This is a genomic window from Chenggangzhangella methanolivorans (genome assembly GCF_019797865.1).
Classification (GTDB): Bacteria; Pseudomonadota; Alphaproteobacteria; order Rhizobiales; family Methylopilaceae; genus Methylopila; species Methylopila methanolivorans.
This window is the reverse complement of record NZ_CP081869.1, coordinates 3,930,583-3,946,483: the sequence shown is the minus strand read 5'-3', so window position 1 is coordinate 3,946,483 and position 15,901 is coordinate 3,930,583. Positions and strand designations below refer to the sequence as shown.

17 protein-coding genes and 9 pseudogenes are annotated in these 15,901 nt (G+C 70.4%); 17 read left to right on the top strand and 9 right to left on the bottom strand.

Features of this window, described 5'->3' with window-relative positions; all coding sequences use genetic code 11:
- Positions 1–133 precede the first annotated feature (133 nt).
- Complete coding sequence (locus K6K41_RS20605; protein WP_261402055.1) at positions 134–853, bottom strand: TonB-dependent receptor; 720 nt, start codon at positions 851–853, stop codon at positions 134–136.
- A 140-nt stretch (positions 854–993) separates the two neighbouring features.
- Here K6K41_RS20605 and K6K41_RS20600 point away from each other — a divergent pair, with 140 nt between their 5' ends.
- Together K6K41_RS20600 and K6K41_RS20595 are read left to right on the top strand one after the other, a co-directional pair.
- Complete coding sequence (locus K6K41_RS20600) at positions 994–1,242, top strand: hypothetical protein (protein ID WP_261402054.1); 249 nt, start codon at positions 994–996, stop codon at positions 1,240–1,242.
- Between the two features lie 117 nt (positions 1,243–1,359).
- The gene (locus tag K6K41_RS20595; RefSeq protein WP_261402053.1) at positions 1,360–1,584 is read left to right on the top strand and encodes a hypothetical protein; all 225 of its coding nucleotides are present in this window, start codon (positions 1,360–1,362) and stop codon (positions 1,582–1,584) included.
- A 296-nt stretch (positions 1,585–1,880) separates the two neighbouring features.
- Here the strand turns inward: K6K41_RS20595 and K6K41_RS30690 are convergent.
- The 6 genes and pseudogenes from K6K41_RS30690 to K6K41_RS20575 form a co-directional block, all read right to left on the bottom strand.
- A pseudogene (locus tag K6K41_RS30690) lies at positions 1,881–2,057 on the bottom strand (hypothetical protein); the annotation flags it as partial.
- Between the two features lie 56 nt (positions 2,058–2,113).
- On the bottom strand, positions 2,114–2,479 hold the full coding sequence (locus tag K6K41_RS20585) for an STN domain-containing protein (RefSeq protein WP_261402051.1): 366 nt from the start codon (positions 2,477–2,479) through the stop codon (positions 2,114–2,116).
- A 282-nt stretch (positions 2,480–2,761) separates the two neighbouring features.
- Positions 2,762–2,974, bottom strand: a complete 213-nt coding sequence (locus K6K41_RS29675) for a hypothetical protein (RefSeq protein WP_315855064.1) — start codon at positions 2,972–2,974, stop codon at positions 2,762–2,764.
- 202 nt (positions 2,975–3,176) lie between these two features.
- A pseudogene (locus tag K6K41_RS29670) lies at positions 3,177–3,263 on the bottom strand (hypothetical protein); the annotation flags it as partial.
- Positions 3,264–3,613: 350 nt separating this feature from the next.
- Positions 3,614–3,712: pseudogene (locus tag K6K41_RS29665) on the bottom strand (FecR family protein); the annotation flags it as partial.
- Positions 3,713–3,808: 96 nt separating this feature from the next.
- Entirely contained in the window at positions 3,809–4,312 is a 504-nt protein-coding gene (locus K6K41_RS20575; RefSeq protein WP_261402050.1) for an RNA polymerase sigma factor, read from the bottom strand.
- 495 nt (positions 4,313–4,807) lie between these two features.
- On the opposite strand from K6K41_RS20575, the pseudogene K6K41_RS31045 reads away from it, so the two are divergent.
- The 10 genes and pseudogenes from K6K41_RS31045 to K6K41_RS30665 form a co-directional block, all read left to right on the top strand.
- Positions 4,808–5,149, top strand: a pseudogene (locus K6K41_RS31045) (efflux RND transporter periplasmic adaptor subunit); the annotation flags it as partial.
- A pseudogene (locus tag K6K41_RS31040) lies at positions 5,133–5,279 on the top strand (hypothetical protein); the annotation flags it as partial. The pseudogenes K6K41_RS31045 and K6K41_RS31040, both read left to right, overlap by 17 nt.
- Before the next feature lie 296 nt (positions 5,280–5,575).
- Positions 5,576–5,671, top strand: coding sequence for a hypothetical protein (locus K6K41_RS31035; protein ID WP_487308376.1), 96 nt, complete (start codon positions 5,576–5,578; stop codon positions 5,669–5,671).
- Positions 5,668–5,778 (top strand): annotated as a pseudogene (locus tag K6K41_RS31030) (permuted SH3 domain-containing protein); the annotation flags it as partial. The gene K6K41_RS31035 and the pseudogene K6K41_RS31030, both read left to right, overlap by 4 nt.
- 67 nt (positions 5,779–5,845) lie before the next feature.
- Positions 5,846–5,977 carry a hypothetical protein gene (locus tag K6K41_RS20565; protein ID WP_261405895.1) on the top strand — a complete coding sequence of 44 codons (132 nt, stop codon included), beginning with the start codon at positions 5,846–5,848 and terminating at the stop codon, positions 5,975–5,977.
- Entirely contained in the window at positions 5,974–6,528 is a 555-nt protein-coding gene (locus tag K6K41_RS30685; protein ID WP_428978538.1) for an efflux RND transporter permease subunit, read from the top strand. Before K6K41_RS20565 ends, K6K41_RS30685 begins: the two co-directional genes overlap by 4 nt.
- Positions 6,447–6,944, top strand: a pseudogene (locus K6K41_RS30680) (efflux RND transporter permease subunit); the annotation flags it as partial. The gene K6K41_RS30685 and the pseudogene K6K41_RS30680, both read left to right, overlap by 82 nt.
- A gap of 64 nt (positions 6,945–7,008) precedes the next feature.
- A pseudogene (locus K6K41_RS30675) lies at positions 7,009–8,549 on the top strand (efflux RND transporter permease subunit); the annotation flags it as partial.
- Between the two features lie 61 nt (positions 8,550–8,610).
- Complete coding sequence (locus tag K6K41_RS30670) at positions 8,611–8,838, top strand: efflux RND transporter permease subunit (protein WP_428978609.1); 228 nt, start codon at positions 8,611–8,613, stop codon at positions 8,836–8,838.
- Positions 8,839–8,857: 19 nt separating this feature from the next.
- Complete coding sequence (locus tag K6K41_RS30665) at positions 8,858–9,106, top strand: efflux RND transporter permease subunit (RefSeq protein WP_428978537.1); 249 nt, start codon at positions 8,858–8,860, stop codon at positions 9,104–9,106.
- A gap of 62 nt (positions 9,107–9,168) precedes the next feature.
- On the opposite strand, the gene K6K41_RS20555 is transcribed toward K6K41_RS30665, so the two are convergent.
- Together K6K41_RS20555 and K6K41_RS20550 are read right to left on the bottom strand one after the other, a co-directional pair.
- A complete protein-coding gene (locus K6K41_RS20555) occupies positions 9,169–9,969 on the bottom strand; it encodes a hypothetical protein (protein WP_261402048.1) in 801 nt (266 codons plus the stop codon).
- A gap of 26 nt (positions 9,970–9,995) precedes the next feature.
- On the bottom strand, positions 9,996–10,532 hold the full coding sequence (locus K6K41_RS20550) for an RNA polymerase sigma factor (protein WP_261402047.1): 537 nt from the start codon (positions 10,530–10,532) through the stop codon (positions 9,996–9,998).
- A 165-nt stretch (positions 10,533–10,697) separates the two neighbouring features.
- Between K6K41_RS20550 and K6K41_RS20545 the strand changes: the two genes are divergently transcribed.
- From K6K41_RS20545 to K6K41_RS20520, 5 genes and pseudogenes are all read left to right on the top strand, one after another.
- Positions 10,698–11,504 (top strand): S8/S53 family peptidase, encoded by an 807-nt coding sequence (locus K6K41_RS20545; RefSeq protein ID WP_261402046.1) that lies wholly within the window; start codon positions 10,698–10,700, stop codon positions 11,502–11,504.
- On the top strand, positions 11,441–12,034 hold the full coding sequence (locus tag K6K41_RS20540; RefSeq protein ID WP_261402045.1) for a S8 family serine peptidase: 594 nt from the start codon (positions 11,441–11,443) through the stop codon (positions 12,032–12,034). Before K6K41_RS20545 ends, K6K41_RS20540 begins: the two co-directional genes overlap by 64 nt.
- Positions 12,035–12,378: 344 nt before the next feature.
- A complete protein-coding gene (locus K6K41_RS20535; RefSeq protein WP_261402044.1) occupies positions 12,379–13,818 on the top strand; it encodes an SLC13 family permease in 1,440 nt (479 codons plus the stop codon).
- 33 nt (positions 13,819–13,851) lie between these two features.
- Positions 13,852–15,035, top strand: a pseudogene (locus tag K6K41_RS20530) (glycerate kinase family protein).
- A 287-nt stretch (positions 15,036–15,322) separates the two neighbouring features.
- Positions 15,323–15,883 (top strand): hypothetical protein, encoded by a 561-nt coding sequence (locus K6K41_RS20520; RefSeq protein WP_261402041.1) that lies wholly within the window; start codon positions 15,323–15,325, stop codon positions 15,881–15,883.
- The last annotated feature ends 18 nt before the right edge of the window (positions 15,884–15,901 follow it).

Below are 15,901 nucleotides of genomic sequence, written 5' to 3'. Positions count from 1 at the left end.
GTCACGACGGTTTGGGCGCGCGCGTTCGATGCGGCGACAGCGATCGCGCCGAAAGCCAGCGCGAACAGCAATGCGGGCCGGAGCGTCCGGCCCGCCCACATCCCCGGGCGGGTGCGTCGCCGTCCGTCCTGCATCAGAACGTGAACGTCGTCGACAGCCGATAGGTCCGCGGATCGCTCAACGACAGGAATCCATTGGAGAATCCGCCCTTCCAGTAGTTTTTGTCGAACACGTTGTCGACGTTGAAGCGCAGCGTGATCGGCTTGTCGTCGACGGGCGACAGGAGCACGTAGCGCGCGCCCAGATCGACCGTGGTCCAGGACGGGATCTTCAGGTCTGGGCGCGAATTCACCACCACCTGGTCGCTCGTGTGGGTGACGCGCCCGGTCAGCGTCAGTCCGTCGACGAACGGCGTGTCCCACTCGCCGCCGATCACTAGGCGCACCTTCGGCGCGCCGTAGGCCCGCTCGCCGTCGAGCGCTCCGCCGGTCGTCTTGGTCTGCACCGCGTCGAGGAAGGTGACGCCGCCGAGCAGGCGCACGCCTTCGACGATCTCGCCATAGGCGTTGATCTCGACGCCGCGGTTGCGCTGCTCGCCGTCGAGGTCGAGCGTCGGCAGGTCGCCCGGCCGGGCCGCCGGGGTGATGGTGGTGTTCGGCTGGGTGATCTGGAACGCCGCGAAGGTCGTGGTCACCATGCCCCAATCGACCTTCACGCCGGCTTCGTACTGCTTGCTGACGAACGGCGGCAGGACGCCGGGATTGGCGTAAGTCGCTTCGTTGATGGTCTGGCCAGCCTGCAGGCCCTGGATGTAGCTGGCGTAGATCGAGACGTTCTCCCAGGGCTTCACCACCAGGGCGGACCGCCGGGCTCCAGGCGTCGCTGTCATATCCCGGGGCCTGGACGCGGGTCGAGGCGTTCCAGGTGTCGACCTTGACCTCCTGGTAGCGCAGGCCCGCGGTGAACAGGATCCGATCGTCGAGGAACGACAGCGTGTCGGCGACGCCGATGCTCTGCACCGTCGTCTCGTTCACCGTCTTGGGCTTTCCGGGATCGGTCAGCGTCGGCTTGCCGTCCGGGAAGACGGGGTCGTCGATCGTGCCCGCGATGAAGGGCGCGCTGGACGAAAACGCGCTCTTCTCCTCGAATTCGGCGCGCGACAGGCTGAGGTTGAGCTGGTGCTCGATCGGTCCGGTGGTGGCCGTCGCCCTGACCCCGCCCTGCATCGACAGCACGTCGTAGTCGGACTTCTGCCAGTAGGGCGTCAGCGAATACGTCCCGTCGCTGCGGAACGTCGCCGGACCGCCGACGACGAAGCGCTTCTTGGATGTCTGGCCGCCGATGGCGGCGTAGGCCGTGATGTTCTCGGCGACGTCGACCTCGACGCGCGCCATGCCGAGCGTGTTCTCCGAACGGCCCTTGTCCCAGTCCGGAAACAGGCTCTTGTCGCCGTCGGGCGCGTCCGGAACCTTGAAGCTGAAGTCGGTCAGCACGGACCGGACGCTGGCGAAATTCGCGCGCGGGCTGTCCCGCTGGCTCTGGTGGGCGATGTCGATCGCAGCGCGGACGCGCTCGCCGCGATAGTCGAGATTGATGGCCGCGGCCCTGTGGTGGGCCTCCTGGCGGTCGACCGGCGTGTCGCCGCCGTCGACGCTGCCGTTGATCCGCACGCCGAACGCGCCGTCCGGCCCGAAGCGGCGTCCGACATCGGCATGAACGCCGAACATCGAGTCCGAGAGGTAGCGGGTCGTGAGCTCCGTCAGCGGCTCGTCGAAGGCCCGCTTCGTGGTGAGGTTGACGGTCCCGCCGATCGCGCCGGAGCCCGCCGCCGCCATGCCGTTGAGGAGCGCGCTCGGCCCTTTGAGCACTTCGACCCGGTCGATGTAGTCGGCCGACGGAAACTCGATCGGAGCCATGCCCGCAAGCCCGTTCAGGCTGCGCGTGCCGGTCGTCGAGATGTTCTGGAAGCCGCGGATGAACTCGGCGTCGTTGCGCCCCCCCGTCGCGGTGGTGATGATCGAGGGGTCGTTCGACAGCACCTCGTTGACGGTGCGCGCCTGCTGGTCGCGGATCGTCTTGTTTGTGTAGTTCGTCTGGCTGAAGGGCGTGTCCATCACGCTGCGGTCGCCCAGCATGCCGAGCTGGGCCGCCGGTCGCCACCTGCCCGCCGGCGTAAGGAGGGTGGAGGGGCGCCGAGCGTGGAGTTCGGATTGACGCCCTGGACCGCGATGGCCTGGAGCGGCGTCGCACCGTCCTCCGCCGCGGCGCCGTCGACGGTCGCCTCCTGCGCGACGATCGCGATCGTGGTCGAGTTCGTGAACGAATAGGCGAGCCCGGAGCCGGCGAGGATCCGCCCCAGCGCCTCGCCGCTCGTCGCCGAGCCCGAGAAGCCGCCGGACGTCTTGCCTGTTGCGATCGAGGCCAGATAGGTGACCTGGAGGCCCGCCTGACGCCCGTAGATGGTCAGGGCCTGGCTCAACGGGCCGGCCGGAATGTCGAACGGCGTCCGCGCGGACTGGGCCGCGGCCGGCCCGGTCCCGGCGCCCGACGCGATCCCGATCGCCGTCGCGCACAGAAGCGCGGCCGCCAGCCTGCGCCGGCCCGCCGCGAGCGCCCTCGTCTCCCCGTCCCCCGCGCCATCGTCGAGCCGCTCCGCCTGATCGAACAGTCGGAGGATCCGCGCCAGCCCCCGGGCGCCGCGCTCCTCCTGAGGCTGTTACAATCGGCGGCCCGGAATATTCGCCCCCGGGCGAAAGTTTTTTCAGAGGGGCGAAACGACCGTCAGCAAAGGGGAGATTTCGCGCACCTGCGCGCCCGCTGGATGCACGACGGCCTGCAGCGCGCGGATCGGATCCTGCAGGTCGTAGATCCCGCTGACCCGCTGCGACCCGACGAACGGATCGGCGATCACGATCCGGCCCGGAACCCGGCCGATCCGGGCGACGAGCGCCGAAATCGTCTCCCGCTCGGCCACGATCGTGCGGTCCCGCCCACGCCGCGATCTGGCCTTCCGCCATCTGGTGCAGGTCGACCGCCCCCGAAGACGCGTCGAACGACAGGCTGTCGCCGGGCCCGAGCCGCCGTCCGCTCGACAGCGAGGCCGCCGGCGCGCGCGCCTCCACCAGGCCGTGGCCGACGCCCACGGTCACGACGCCTGCGTCGCTCGACAGATCGAAAGCCGTGCCGAGAGCGGTCGCGGTCACCTCGCCGCTCTGCACGACGAAGGGCCGCCCGGCGTCCTTCGCCACGTCGAAATACGACATGCCGGCGAGCAGTTCGACGCGGCGAACCTGCGCGCTGAACTCCAGCCCGATCGCGTCGGTCCGAGCGCCACGCTGCCGTCGGGCAGCTCGATCCGGCGGATCTCGCCGGTCGCGGTCATGTGGTCGGCGCGCGCGCCAAGGAGGAGCCGCGGCGCGACGACCGAACCGGCTCCAAGGGCGGCGAGCGCCGCGACGCCGCCGACCATGACGCTCCGCCTCGTCCTGGCGCCCCGTGCGCGCCGCGCCGCGTCGCGCTCGCTCGTCAGAACCTGGCCCGAGGCCCCGTGGATGCGGGCGACGCGGGCCCAGACCTTTTCATGAAGCGGGCTGCGGGAGCGCCAGGCGCGCGCCATCTCGGCCGGAACGGGATTGTCGGGGTCGCTCTGGAGACGAATGACAAGGTCGATGGCTTCGTCGACCAGCCGTTCGTTGTCCTGCGCCTCGTCCATCCATGACCTTCCAGGGCCGACTTGTCGGGCCGCGAAGCCCTCCGCCCTGTTGGTACAAACGAGGAGCGCGAATTTTCTCCCTATAGCCCAAAAACGTCAGAAGGCGTCCACGCGCAGCAGAAGATGCCGATAGGCGCGGTGGATCAGCTCCCAGGTCCGGCTGTTCGACAGGCCGAGCTCGTCGGCGACCTCGGCGATCGTGCGGCCCTCAAGGTGGTGGAGCTCGAAAGCCCTGCGCGTCTTTTCGGGCAGCTCGCCGAGCGCCTCGGCCATCTGCTGGAGGCATTGCCGGGAATAGACGGCCGTCTCGGCGCAGGGGAACGGATCGGCGATCTGGGCGAGCGCTTCCTCGCCGAGATCGGCGACCGGAAGCAGCGCCTCGCGCCGGCGATGATTGAGGCCGAGCGTGCGCGAGACCTCGAACAGATAGGCGCGCGGATTGTCGGTTCCGGTCGCGGCGGCGGGCGGAGAGGCCAGAACCTTCAGGAAAGCGTCCTGGGTGAGGTCCGCGGCGGCTTCCGCGTCGAAGCCGCGTCGGCGCAGCGACCGGACGATCTCCTTCGAGTGGCGCCGGAACAGCGACGAAAGATCCCACCTCATCGACGCCCACGCCCATCCGGCGCAGGGCGAGGCCGCGCAGGGCCGCGCGGCTTCGAAGGCGTGGTCTGGCCTTCGGAACGAACGTCGTCGATCTCAGTCCGGCGATCGAAGCTCATATTCGGGCGCGTCTCGGGAGGCCTGGCCTGACGCCAAGCTCGAGACGATTAGATCGGCCAGAAATTCACGTGCAACGCCAATGAATTATATCGATTCCAAGCACGCGTTCGCAGCGCCTCGCGTTTGAGCGCGGATGCAAGCCCGAACCCTCTAAATTCTGAACCGCCACGCCCCTCCGGCCGCCCCCGTCGCCGCCTTCCGTCGCCCGTCGCTTTCGGGCAGCCGCGTTGCCGAGGGGCAACGATCGCCCCCGTCGTCGCGGGCGGCGCGGCCGAACGAGCGGTCGTTAACGCCAAGCATCACGACGGCGTTCGCAAAGCCCTGAAATGGTCCTCTTGCGCACGCCGTGTGGTATGACTTGGCTCTGGAGCTCAGTTCATGGCGCGTCTTGGAATTGCCCTCGTCTCCGTCGCGATCGCGGCCGCTGCGGGCGTCGGCGTCTGGCATTTTCAGCGCGACGCCGGCGGCGCCGCGCCCGCGCCCCGGCCGAAGCCCGCCATTCCGGTCACGGCCGTGGAGGCGCGGCGCGCCGACGTTCCGCTCGTTCTCTCGGGCCTCGGCGTGATCCAGCCGCTCAACGTCGTCACGGTCCGCAGCCGCGTCGACGGCGAAGTGGTCGAGCTCGCCTATGAGGAAGGCCGCGAGGTGAAGGAGGGCGACCTTCTCGTCCAGATCGACCCGCGGCCCTACAAGGCGGCGCTCGATCAGGCCAAGGCCAAGCAGGCCCAGGACGAGGCCCAGTTCTCCAACGCCGAACGAGATCTCGCGCGCTCTCAGGCAGCTCGCCCAGTCGAACTTCGCCTCGCGCCAGCAGGTCGACAGCCAGGCGGCCGAGGTCGCGCGGCTGAAAGCTTTGATCGAGGCCGACAGGGCCGCGGTCGAGGCGGCGCAGATCGAGCTCGACTACACCACGATCCGGGCGCCGATGAGAGGCCGCGCGGGCTTTCGCCTCGTCGACAAGGGCAATCTGGTGCGCTCGTCGGACGCCACCGGCATCGTCACCCTGTCGCAGACCGACCCGATCACCGCCGTCTTCACCCTGCCCGAGCGCGACTTTCCCGACGTCTCCGCGGCGCTGCGGCGCGGCCGCGTCGAGGCCGTCGCGAGCTCGCCGACGGACGTCAGCTCGGGCGCGGCGAGCTCAGCGTGCTCAACAGTCAGATCGACCAGACGACCGGCACCTTCAAGGCCAAGGCCACCTTCGCCAACGCCGACGGCGCCCTCTGGCCGGGCAATCTGTGAGCGTGACGGCGAGCGTCGGCGCGCTCGAGAACGTCGTCACAATCCCCGACGACGCGCTTCAGCGCGGGCCGCAAGGCGCCTTCGCCTTCGTGGTGAAGGACGACGGTTCGGCGGAGCGCCGGCCCATCACCGTGTCGCTGCAGGCCGGCGGGCTCGCGGTGGTGACGCGGGCTCGTGACGGGCGAGCGCGTCGTCGCCGCCGGGGCCTCGCGGGTCGCGGAAGGCGCGCGGCTCGACGTCTCCGAAGCGCCGCGCGCCGAGGCGCCGGCGGCCGCCAACGGCGCCCCGAAGACCGGCGCGCCGTGAGCGGCCCCGAGGCTCCCGTCGCGAGCGGCGGCGTCTCCGGCCCCTTCATCCGCCGGCCCGTCGCCACATGGCTGATGATGGCCGCGATCCTGATCGCTGGCCTTGCGGCATACCTGCGCCTCCCGGTGGCGCCGCTGCCTCAGATCGATTTTCCGACGATCCAGATCACCGCCAGCCTGCCGGGCGCCTCGCCTGAAACGATGGCGTCCTCGGTCGCGCAGCCGCTGGAGCGGCAGTTCGCGCAGATCCCGGGTCTCAACGAGCTCACCTCGGTGAGCGCGATCGGCGCGACCACGATCACCGCCGAGTTTGACCTCGACCGTAACATCGACGCAGCCGCCCAGGACGTGCAGGCGGCGATCAACGCCGCTGCCGGCGACCTTCCGCCCAACCTCCCCTCCCCGCCGAGCTATCGCAAAACCAACCCGGCGGACGCGCGATCTTGCTGTTGTCGATCACCTCCGAGGAAATGCCGCTGGTCGAAGCCAACGACATCGCCGACAGCCGGCTCGCCCAGCAGATCAGCCAGATCAAGGGCGTGGGCCAGGTGACGATCGCGGGCGAGCAGAAGCCCGCCATCCGCGTGCAGATCGACCCCGCCAGATCGCCGCCAAGGGCCTGACGCTGGAAGAGATCCGCGGCGTCATGGCCACCGTCTCGACCGACAGCCCGAACGGCGTGATCGACGGCCAGCGGCGCCAGTTTCACGATCTATTCCGACGGCCAGCTCACGCAGGCCGCGCGCTGGAACGACGTGGTGCTCGCCTATCGCGGCGGCGCGCCGATCCGGGTGCGGGACGTCGGCCAGGCGGTGACGGGCCCCGAGGACCAGTTCCAGGCCGCCTGGGTCAACGGCCAGCGCGGGCTCTTCCTCGTGATCCGCAAGCAGCCGGGCGCGAACGTCGTCGAGACGGTCGACGCGGTGAAGGCGGAGCTGCCGCGGCTCACCGCCTCGCTGCCGCCCTCGCTCAAGGTCGCGATCATGAGCGACCGGACATCGACCATCCGCGCCTCTCTGGCCGAGGCAGAAGGTGCTTATCGAGGCCATCGTCCTCGTGGTGCTGGTGATCTTCGTCTTCCTGCGGTCCGCCGCCGCGACCGCGATCTCGGCCATCACCGTGCCGATCTCGCTGCTCGGCGCCTGCGCGGTGATGTACGGCTTCGGCTATTCGCTGAACAATCTGTCGCTGATGGCGCTCGTGATCGCGGTCGGCTTCGTGGTCGACGACGCGATCGTGGTGATCGAGAACATCGCCCGCCACATCGAGGACGGCATGAAGCCGTTTCCAGCGGCGCTGAAAGGCGCGGGCGAGATCGGCTTCACGATCGTCTCGATCTCGGTGTCGCTGGTCGCAGCCTTCATCCCGCTGCTGCTGATGGGCGGGCTGATCGGAAGGCTGTTCCGCGAATTCGCCATGACGGTCGCGATCACCATCGCGGTCTCGGCGGTCGTGTCGCTGACGCTCACCCCGATGCTCGCGGCCCGTCACCTCAAGGACGAGCACGGGCGCCGCCACGGGCTGTTCTATCGCGTCGTCGAGCGCGGCTTCGACGCCACGTTGAAGGGATACGGCCGCGCGCTCGACGTCGTGCTTCGCCACCAGTTCCTGACGCTGCTCGTCTTCTTCGCAACGATCGGGACGGCCGGCTGGCTGTTCGACGCTGCCCAAGGGGTTCTTCCCGCAGCAGGACACCGGCCTCATCACCGGCTCGAGCGAAGCCGCGCAGGACGTTTCTTCAGGAGAGCTCGCGCGGCTCCAGCGGGAGCTCGACAAGATCGTGCTGGCCGATCCCGCGGTCGAGACGGTGGCGAGTCTCGTGGGCGCGGGCGGCGGCGCACAGGCGCCCAACGCCGGCCGCGGCTTCATCCAGCTCAAACCCCACGCCGACCGCGACGTGACCGCCGACGAGGTGATCGCGCGGCTGCGTCCGAAGCTCGCCGAGGTGCCGGGCGCGACGCTGCTGCTGCAATCGGCGCAGGACGTGCGGCTCGGCGGACGTCGCACGCGCACGCAGTACCAATACGTCCTGCAGGACGCGAACCTCGAGACGCTCGACGAATTCGCGCCGCGGGCGCTCGAGGCGCTGCGGGGGCTTCCCGAACTCCGCGACGTCGCGACCGACAGCCAGGATTCCGGCGCCACGCTGACGCTCAAGATCGACCGCGACCAGGCCTCGCGCTACGGCATCCAGCCCCAGGCGATCCAGGACACGCTCTACGACGCCTTCGGCCAGGGCAGGTGGCGCAGTCGTCACCCAGCTCAACACCTACAAGATCATCCTCGAGGCGCCGCAAGCCGAGCGCGGCGACGTCGAGACTTTGCGGCGGCTCTACGTCCGCTCGCCGGCGAATGGCGAGCAGGTGCCGATCTCGGCGCTCGCCTCATGGTCGCGAGACGAGACCGCGCCGCTCACCATCAACCACCAGGGGCTCTTTCCGGCGGTCACCATCAGCTTCAACCTCGCGCAGGGAAAGTCGCTCGGCGAGGCCACGGCCGCGATCGAGAGCGCGATGCGACGGCTGGGCGCGCCGGCCTCGCTCGTCGGCTCCTTCGCCGGCACCGCGCAGGCGTTCCAGGCCTCGATCTCGACCGTGCCGCTGCTGATCCTGGCGGCGCTGGTCGCGGTCTACCATCCTCGGCATTCTCTACGAGAGCTTCGTCCACCCGCTGACGATCCTCTCGACGCTGCCCTCGGCCGGCGTCGGCGCGCTCGGGGTGCTGCATCTCGCCGGCTTCGAGTTCTCGCTGATCGCGCTCATCGGCATCGTGCTGCTGATCGGCATCGTGAAGAAGAACGGGATCATGATGGTGGACTTCGCGCTCGCCCGCGCAGCGCGACGAGGGGCTCGCCCCGCATGAGGCGATCCGCAAGGCCTGCATGCTGCGCTTCCGGCCGATCCTGATGACCACCATGGCGGCGATGCTCGGCGGCGCGCCGCTGATGCTCGGCCACGCGGTCGGCTACGAGATTCGCCAGCCGCTCGGCTACGCCATGGTGGGCGGCCTGTTCGTGAGCCAGATCCTGACCCTGTTCACGACCCCAGTGGTCTATCTCTATCTGGACCGGCTCGGCCGCCTTCTGGGAGGCGAGCGCGCCGCGCAGCCCGGCGCGGCCGCAGCGGAATAGCCGAGGCCGCGCTCGCGCATCGCTACGAACCGCTCTTCCAGCCTCCGGCGATGAGGCCCTTTTCATCGTCCTGCGGCAGAGCGCCCTCGCCGCCGAGGCGCTCGATCGCGCCTTCTATGACGCTCGCCCCGATGCGGTCGCGTAGTCCGACCCGCCGGCGCTGCGCGCCAGCGCCTCGGTCGTCCAGCCGCCGGCCGGAGCGCGGCAGCCGAGCCCGACGACCGCCCCGTCGCGGCCTCGACGCTGATCTCGTATTCGCGGCAGAGACGCCCGTCGCCGAGACGATGCGTGGAGACGACCGAGACCGCGCCCTTGAGCTTCGCGCCGTCGTCGGTCCAGGCGAGCCGTTCACCGCTCGGCGTTTTCTCCAGCGCCGAGGCGAGCGCGACGTCTGCCGCGGGCGCGCCCGAGATCGCTGCGATCCCGCCCGCCGTCCCGGTCGTCGTCCCGCTGCGCCCGACCGAAAAGCCGAGCGCGCCGCCGACCGCGAGCGCAAGGCAGGCGGCGAGCGCGGGCGCGGCGACACGGAAGCGCGGCGCAGGCCGCGCGGCGGGCGCGCTCGCAGGCGCGGCCGCAGGCTGAGAGGCTCCTCCGCCCTCGATCACGCCGAAGCGCCGAGGCGCCGCAGGCTGCTCGGCCGCGCTCGCGCCGCGAAGCGCGGCGGCGAGACGGTCGAGGCCCTCGTCCGCCTCGGCCGACGGCTCCGGCGCGAGCAGCTCGCGGGTCTCGACGAACAGCGCATAGCGTTCGGCGAGGTCGACATCCTCGACGATGCGCGCGCGCAAGCTCGCGGCCTCGGCCTCCGGCAGTTCGCCGTCGGCGAGGGCTGCAAGCCGCTCGTCGGAAATCTCGTGTCCGTTCATGTCGCCGGTCCTCGTATCGCCGGTCATCATGACCCGCCAGCCTCTGCTCCTTCGAGCGGACTCTCGCCGTCCGCAAGCCCGAGCGCCTCGCCGAGCGCCCTCCGGGCCCGGCTAAGACGGCTCATCACCGTTCCGATCGGCGCGCCGAGCTTCTCGGCGGCCTCGCGGTAGCTCATGTCCTCGACGCAGACGAGCGTCAGGACCTCCCTGTGGTCCGGCGCGAGCCGGGCCATCGCCTCGAACACCGCGGAAGCGGCGAGCGAAGCGTGGGCGACGCGCCGTCCGTCCTCTCCCGAAAGCTCGACGGCGTCCTCGACAGGCTCGGAGACGCCCTCGCTCTTCTTCTTGCGGATCCCGTCCAGCCAGACGTTCCGCAGGATGCGGAAGGCCCAGGCGTCGAGCCGCGTGCCCTCCTCGAACGTGTCTTGCGCCTTCAGAGCCCGCTCGCAGGCGAGCTGCACCAGGTCGTCGGCGAGCGTCGCGTCGCCGCACAACGAACGCGCGAAGCGTCGCAGGCGCGGCAGAAGCGCGACCAGCTCCTCGGCGAAGGGCGACGATGGCATCAAACGTCCTCATGTCGCGGAAAACGCATCGATCGGCCGGTCTATTCCGTGAACTCCGGACGAGGGGGTCACGAAATTGCGACCGGGCTTCCCCGCCCACGCGGAATAGGTTGAGGGCCCCGAACGTTTCCGGCGCATCGCCCGACACGCGAAAGGTCCCGGCCCATGATCCCGCGGTTTCGCCTCGCAGCCCTCGGGCTGATCGCCCTCGTTCCCTGGACCGCCTTCGAGGCCGCGCTCGACCACGGGGCGCCGACGTTCCTCGCCTCGCCCGCCCTTGCGGACGACGACGACGATGATGACGACGACGACCGCGGCGGGCGCTTCGTCCCGCGCTTTTCCTATGACGATGACGATGATTATGAGCCTGCTCCCCGCTACCGGCCCGCGCCCCGCGAGCGCCGCGCCGCGCGGCCGGCCCCGCGGCCTCGCATACGGCCCGAAATCGTGGCCTCCGGCGTCGACGCCGCGGCGCTCGAGCGCATCCGCGCCGCGGGCTTCCGGGTGCTGGCCGAGCGACGGCTGCAGATCCTGCCCGAGGCGACCGTCCGCCTCGCCCCGCCGCGCAACCTCTCCGACGCCCGGGCCCGCGCCCGGATCGCCGAGCTCGCAAGCGGCGCGACAGTCGACGTCAACGCGATCTATCGGCCGAACGCCCGCGAGGGCTGCGCGCCCGGAACCTGCTTTCCCTATCGCCGCGACGAGTGGGCGGTGGCGGCCTGCGGCGCGCGCGGCCTCGTCGGCATGATCGACACCCGGGTCGACTCCGGCCACCGCGCGCTCGAGGGCCGCGCCATCGAGACGCTGGTGTCGCGCGGCGACGGCCGCGAGCCGTCTTCGCCCGCGCACGGCACCGAGGTCGCGATCCTGCTCGCAGGCGACGGCGAACCCTCGCCGACGCGCGCATCGTGGCGGTCGACGCCTTCCACCGCGCCGGCGGCGCTGACAAGGCGGACGTGTTCGACCTCGTGACCGCGATCGACATGCTGGTCCAGCGCAAGGTCGGAGTCGTCAATCTGAGCCTCGCGGGCCCGGCCAACGAGCTCCTCGACCGCGCCGGCAAGAAGGCCGCGGAGAACGGCGTGCTGATGGTGGCGGCGGTCGGCAATGAAGGGCCGAAGTCCAAGCCCCGGTTTCCCTCCGCCTACCCCTGGGCGATCGCCGTGACGGCGATCGACGCCAAGGGCCAGCCCTATTCGCGCGCCGGCCGCGGCGAGCACGTCGCCTTCGCGGCGCCGGGCGTGCGGCTTGAACTTCCGGACGCCGCGCTGAACCCGGGCAAGACGCGTTCCGGCACCTCCTACGCCGCGCCGCTCGTCGCCGCCGCGCTGTCGGCGATCCGCGCCCGCGGCGGCGAGACGCCGATCGAGGAGGTGGTGGAGGCGCTCGCCGGCCATGTCGAGGACCGCGGCGCGCCGGGCCGCGACCCGATCTACGGCTGGGGCGCGCTGACGAGCGCCAAGGGCTGCCCGACGACCGCCGCGCTCAGCGCGGGGCGGTGAAGGCGGGCGGCGCGCTCCTGTCCGGCCTTGAGCCGGGACCCAAAACCGAGACAGTCGACCACATCGCTCCCCGGCTTGTCGCCGAACTTCCAATTCGCATCGGTTCTGGGTCCCGGCTCAAGGCCGGGATGGGAGCGTCGCCGCGAACCTGTTCGTCATGCCCCGGTTCATCCGGGGCATCCGCCGGTCCGATGCGCGGCGGTCAAACATTTGGCGTGGATCCCCCGGATGAACCGGGGATGACGACGGCGGTTCTGTCGCCCATCAGGAAATACCTGATCGCTCTCCGGGAATAACCTTCCGCCCGCGTCCGTTCTTCCTCCCGAACCCGATGGGAGGAGCCGATGCCGGCGATCGTTTTCGGAGAGGACAGGGACGGCGGAGCTTTTGCGAAGGCCCTTGCGGGGCTCCGCGCGAAGCCTGCGCTCGCGGCCTCCCTCGTCGCCGTCGCCCTTGTCGAGATCGTCGCCTCCGGCCTCGACGCCGAGGCCCGCCGCGCGCTCCAGATCTTCCTGCTGGCGCTCATCGGCTGGACGCTGACCAAGCTCGACGACGCCTTCGTGGCGCTCGCCGCCGCGCTCGCCATGGCGCTTCTCGTGCTCGACGAGCCCGACGAGATGTTCGAGGCGCTCGGCGACGAGATCGTCTGGCTCATGCTCGCGGCCTTCGTGCTCGCCGCAGCCGCCCGCGCCACGGGCCTGACCGACCGCCTCGCGAGCCTGGCGCTCTCCCGCGCCCGCACGACGCGGGGCGCGTTCCACGCTCTTACCGCCGTAATGCTGGCGAGCGCCTTCGTCGCGCCCTCCACCTCGGGTCGCGCGGCCCTGATGGTCCCGATCTACGAGCGGATCGCCGAAGCCCGCGGCCCCGAGGCCCGCCGCGCGCTCGCGCTGCTGTTTCCGACCGTGATCCTGCTCTCGGCCTTCGCCTCGCTCACCGGGGCCGGCGCGCACGCGCTCGCGGCGCAGATCCTCGACGAAATCGGCGACGGGGAGATCGGCTTCCTGAGCTGGGCGCTCTACGGCCTGCCCTTCGCCGCCGCCTCGAGCTTCCTCTCGGCCGAGGCCGTGCTGCGCCGCTTCGTGCCTCGGCAAGAGCGGTCCGCGGCCTTCACCGCGCCGGTTGTCGCCGAGACCGTCCCGGACCGTCGCGCCGGCCCCGTGCTCGCGATCCTCGGCGCGGTTCTCCTCGGCTGGCTGACCAAGCCGCTGCACGGGACTGACGAGACGGTCGTCGCGCTGATCGGCGCCTGCGCCGTCACCGCGCCCGGCCTCGGCGGCGTCGACTTCAAGGCGGCGGTCAAAGGCGTCGAGTGGCCGCTCATCCTCTTCATGGCCGCCACCGTCGTGATCGCCGAAGGGCTCGACGAATCCGGCCTCGTGAAGGCCGCCGCAAAGGCCGCGCTCGACCCGCTCCAGAGCCTTGGCCTGCCGCCGCTCGCCTGGCTGCTCGCCATAGCCCTGGCGGGCCTGCTCTCCCACCTCGTGATCCACAGCCGCACGGCCCGCGTCGCCGTCCTGCTGCCGCCGGCGCTGGTGGCGGCGGAGGCCGCGGGCGTCTCGACGCTCGCCGCCATGCTGACGCTCGTGGCCGCCACCGGCTTCTGCCAGCTGCTGATGGTGAGCGCCAAGCCCGTCGCCCTCTTCGGCCAGCTGCCGGGCGGAACCTTCGGCTCGGCGGATCTCCTGCGCCTCGGCGCGGTTCTCCTGCCCCTTCAGCTCATCCTCATCGCCCTCTTCGCAGGCGTCGTCTGGCCGCTTCTCGGCCTCGACCTCGCCGACTGACCCACCCCGACCCGCTGACCAAGGAGCCTTCCCATGTCGATCCGGCCCATTCGCGTGCTGCTCGCCCCGTCCGGCTTCAAGGAAAGCCTCGGTGTCTCCGAGGTCATCGAGGCCATGGCGGGCGGCGTCGCCTCCGCGGCTCCGAGCGCCAGAATCCTCCGCGCGCCGATGGTCGACGGCGGCGAAGGGTTCACCAAGACGCTGGTTGCGCTGACCCGCGGGACCATGGAGCCGGTGGTGGTCACAGGCCCGGTCGGCCGCCCGGTCGACGCCTTCGTGGGCTTCATGGGCGGCGCGGGAAAGCGCGTCGCGGTGATCGAGATAGCGGCCGCGGCCGGTCTGCGGCTGGTGCCGCGCGACATGCGCGACCCGACCGCGACCACGAGCTACGGCGTCGGCGAACTGATCCGCGCGGCGCTTGATCGCGGGGCGAACAAGATCCTGATCGGCTGCGGCGACAGCGGCGTCAATGACGCCGGCGCCGGCATGGCGCAGGCGCTCGGCGTCAGGCTGCTGGACGCGGACGGCCGGGAGATCGGCCGCGGCGGCGGCGCGCTCGGCGCGCTCGCGCGCGTCGATCTGTCGGGCCGCGACCCGCGGCTCGCGGGCGTCGACATCGACGTCGCGGTGAACTGGCACAATGTGCTGCTCGGCGATCGCGGCGTCGCGCGAGTCTTCGGTCCCCAGAAGGGAGCGACGCCGACCCAGGCCGAGGCGCTCTCGTCCGGCCTCGAGACGTTCGCCGCGGTCGTGCGGCGCGACGTCGGCGTCGAGTTCGACGGCATGGCGGGTTCGGGCGCTTCCGGAGGCTCGGGGCCGGGCTCCACGCGCTGATCGGCGCGACGCTGCATCCGCGCTGGGACGTCGTGATGCGCTATATCGATCTCGATCGGAATCTCGCCAAGGCCGATCTCGTCATCACCGCCGAAGGAAGCCTCGACGGCCAGACCCCGTACGGCAAGGCGCCGGCCGAGATCGCCCGCCGGGCGAAGTCATGGAAGCTGCCGGTGATCGCGCTCGCGGGCACGGTCGGACAGGGCGCGGCCTCCACCCTCTCGGTCGGCGTCGACGCGTATTTTTCGATCCTGACGCGGCCCTGCTCGCTCGACGAGGCGGTGGCGGACGCCCGCCGTCTGGTGCGCGACGCGACCGAACAGGCAGTGCGGCTGTTCGCGCTCGGGCGCGGACTCGACGCCCGCGGGCGGATCGCCGCATAATCCGCATAAGTCATACATAAGAAATTCAGACAGACGACCATCGCCGTCGAAAGCATAAATTTCTGTCAAGACGCCGTCAGCGGCTGTCAATAAGCTTTACATCTCGCAGTATTGATATTCGATGGAGTCAAAATCACGAAATCGATGATCACGGACTCGTATCTCGCGGAATAGATCCGCTCGCGTCTTCGTTAAGCAGCGGCTCCCGGCGCGAAAGCGCGCCTCGAACCCTCAGGCCGGGGGGAGACGACGCCCGAACCGGCCGCCGTCAACGAAGGAACGAACCCATGCAGCGGTCATCCTCTCTCCGCCTCTCGCTCGCGGCCGGCTTCGCCATGCTGGTCGCCGCCCCCGCGCTCGCCGAGGAGCGCGTCTGCCGCGGCGCCATCGGCTCGGTCACGGTCGACAACCTCGTCGTGCCGCAGAACGCCAAGTGCACGCTCACCGGCACGAAGGTGAAGGGCAACATCGTGGTCAATTCGGGCGCGACGCTGGTCGCCGAGGACGTGAACGTCGTCGGCAACGTCCAGGCCGAGAACCACCGCAAGGTCACGGTCGAGGACGACAGCCGCGTCGGCGGTTCGATCCAGATCAAGCAGGGCGGCGGCGCCGTGGTCTCCGACACGCGGGTCGACGGCGACATCCAGTTCGAGACGCTCAACGGCGGCATGAAGATCACCCGCAACGACGTTCGCGGCAACGTGCAGGCGTTCCAGAACTCCGGCGAGCTCAAAATCAAGCGCAACCGGATCGATGGAAACCTGCAGTGCAAGGAAAACAGCCCCGCCCCGATCGGCGGCAAGAACAACGTCGACGGGAACAAGGAGGATCAGTGCGCGCGTCTGTAAACGCGGCCTGACCTTGTC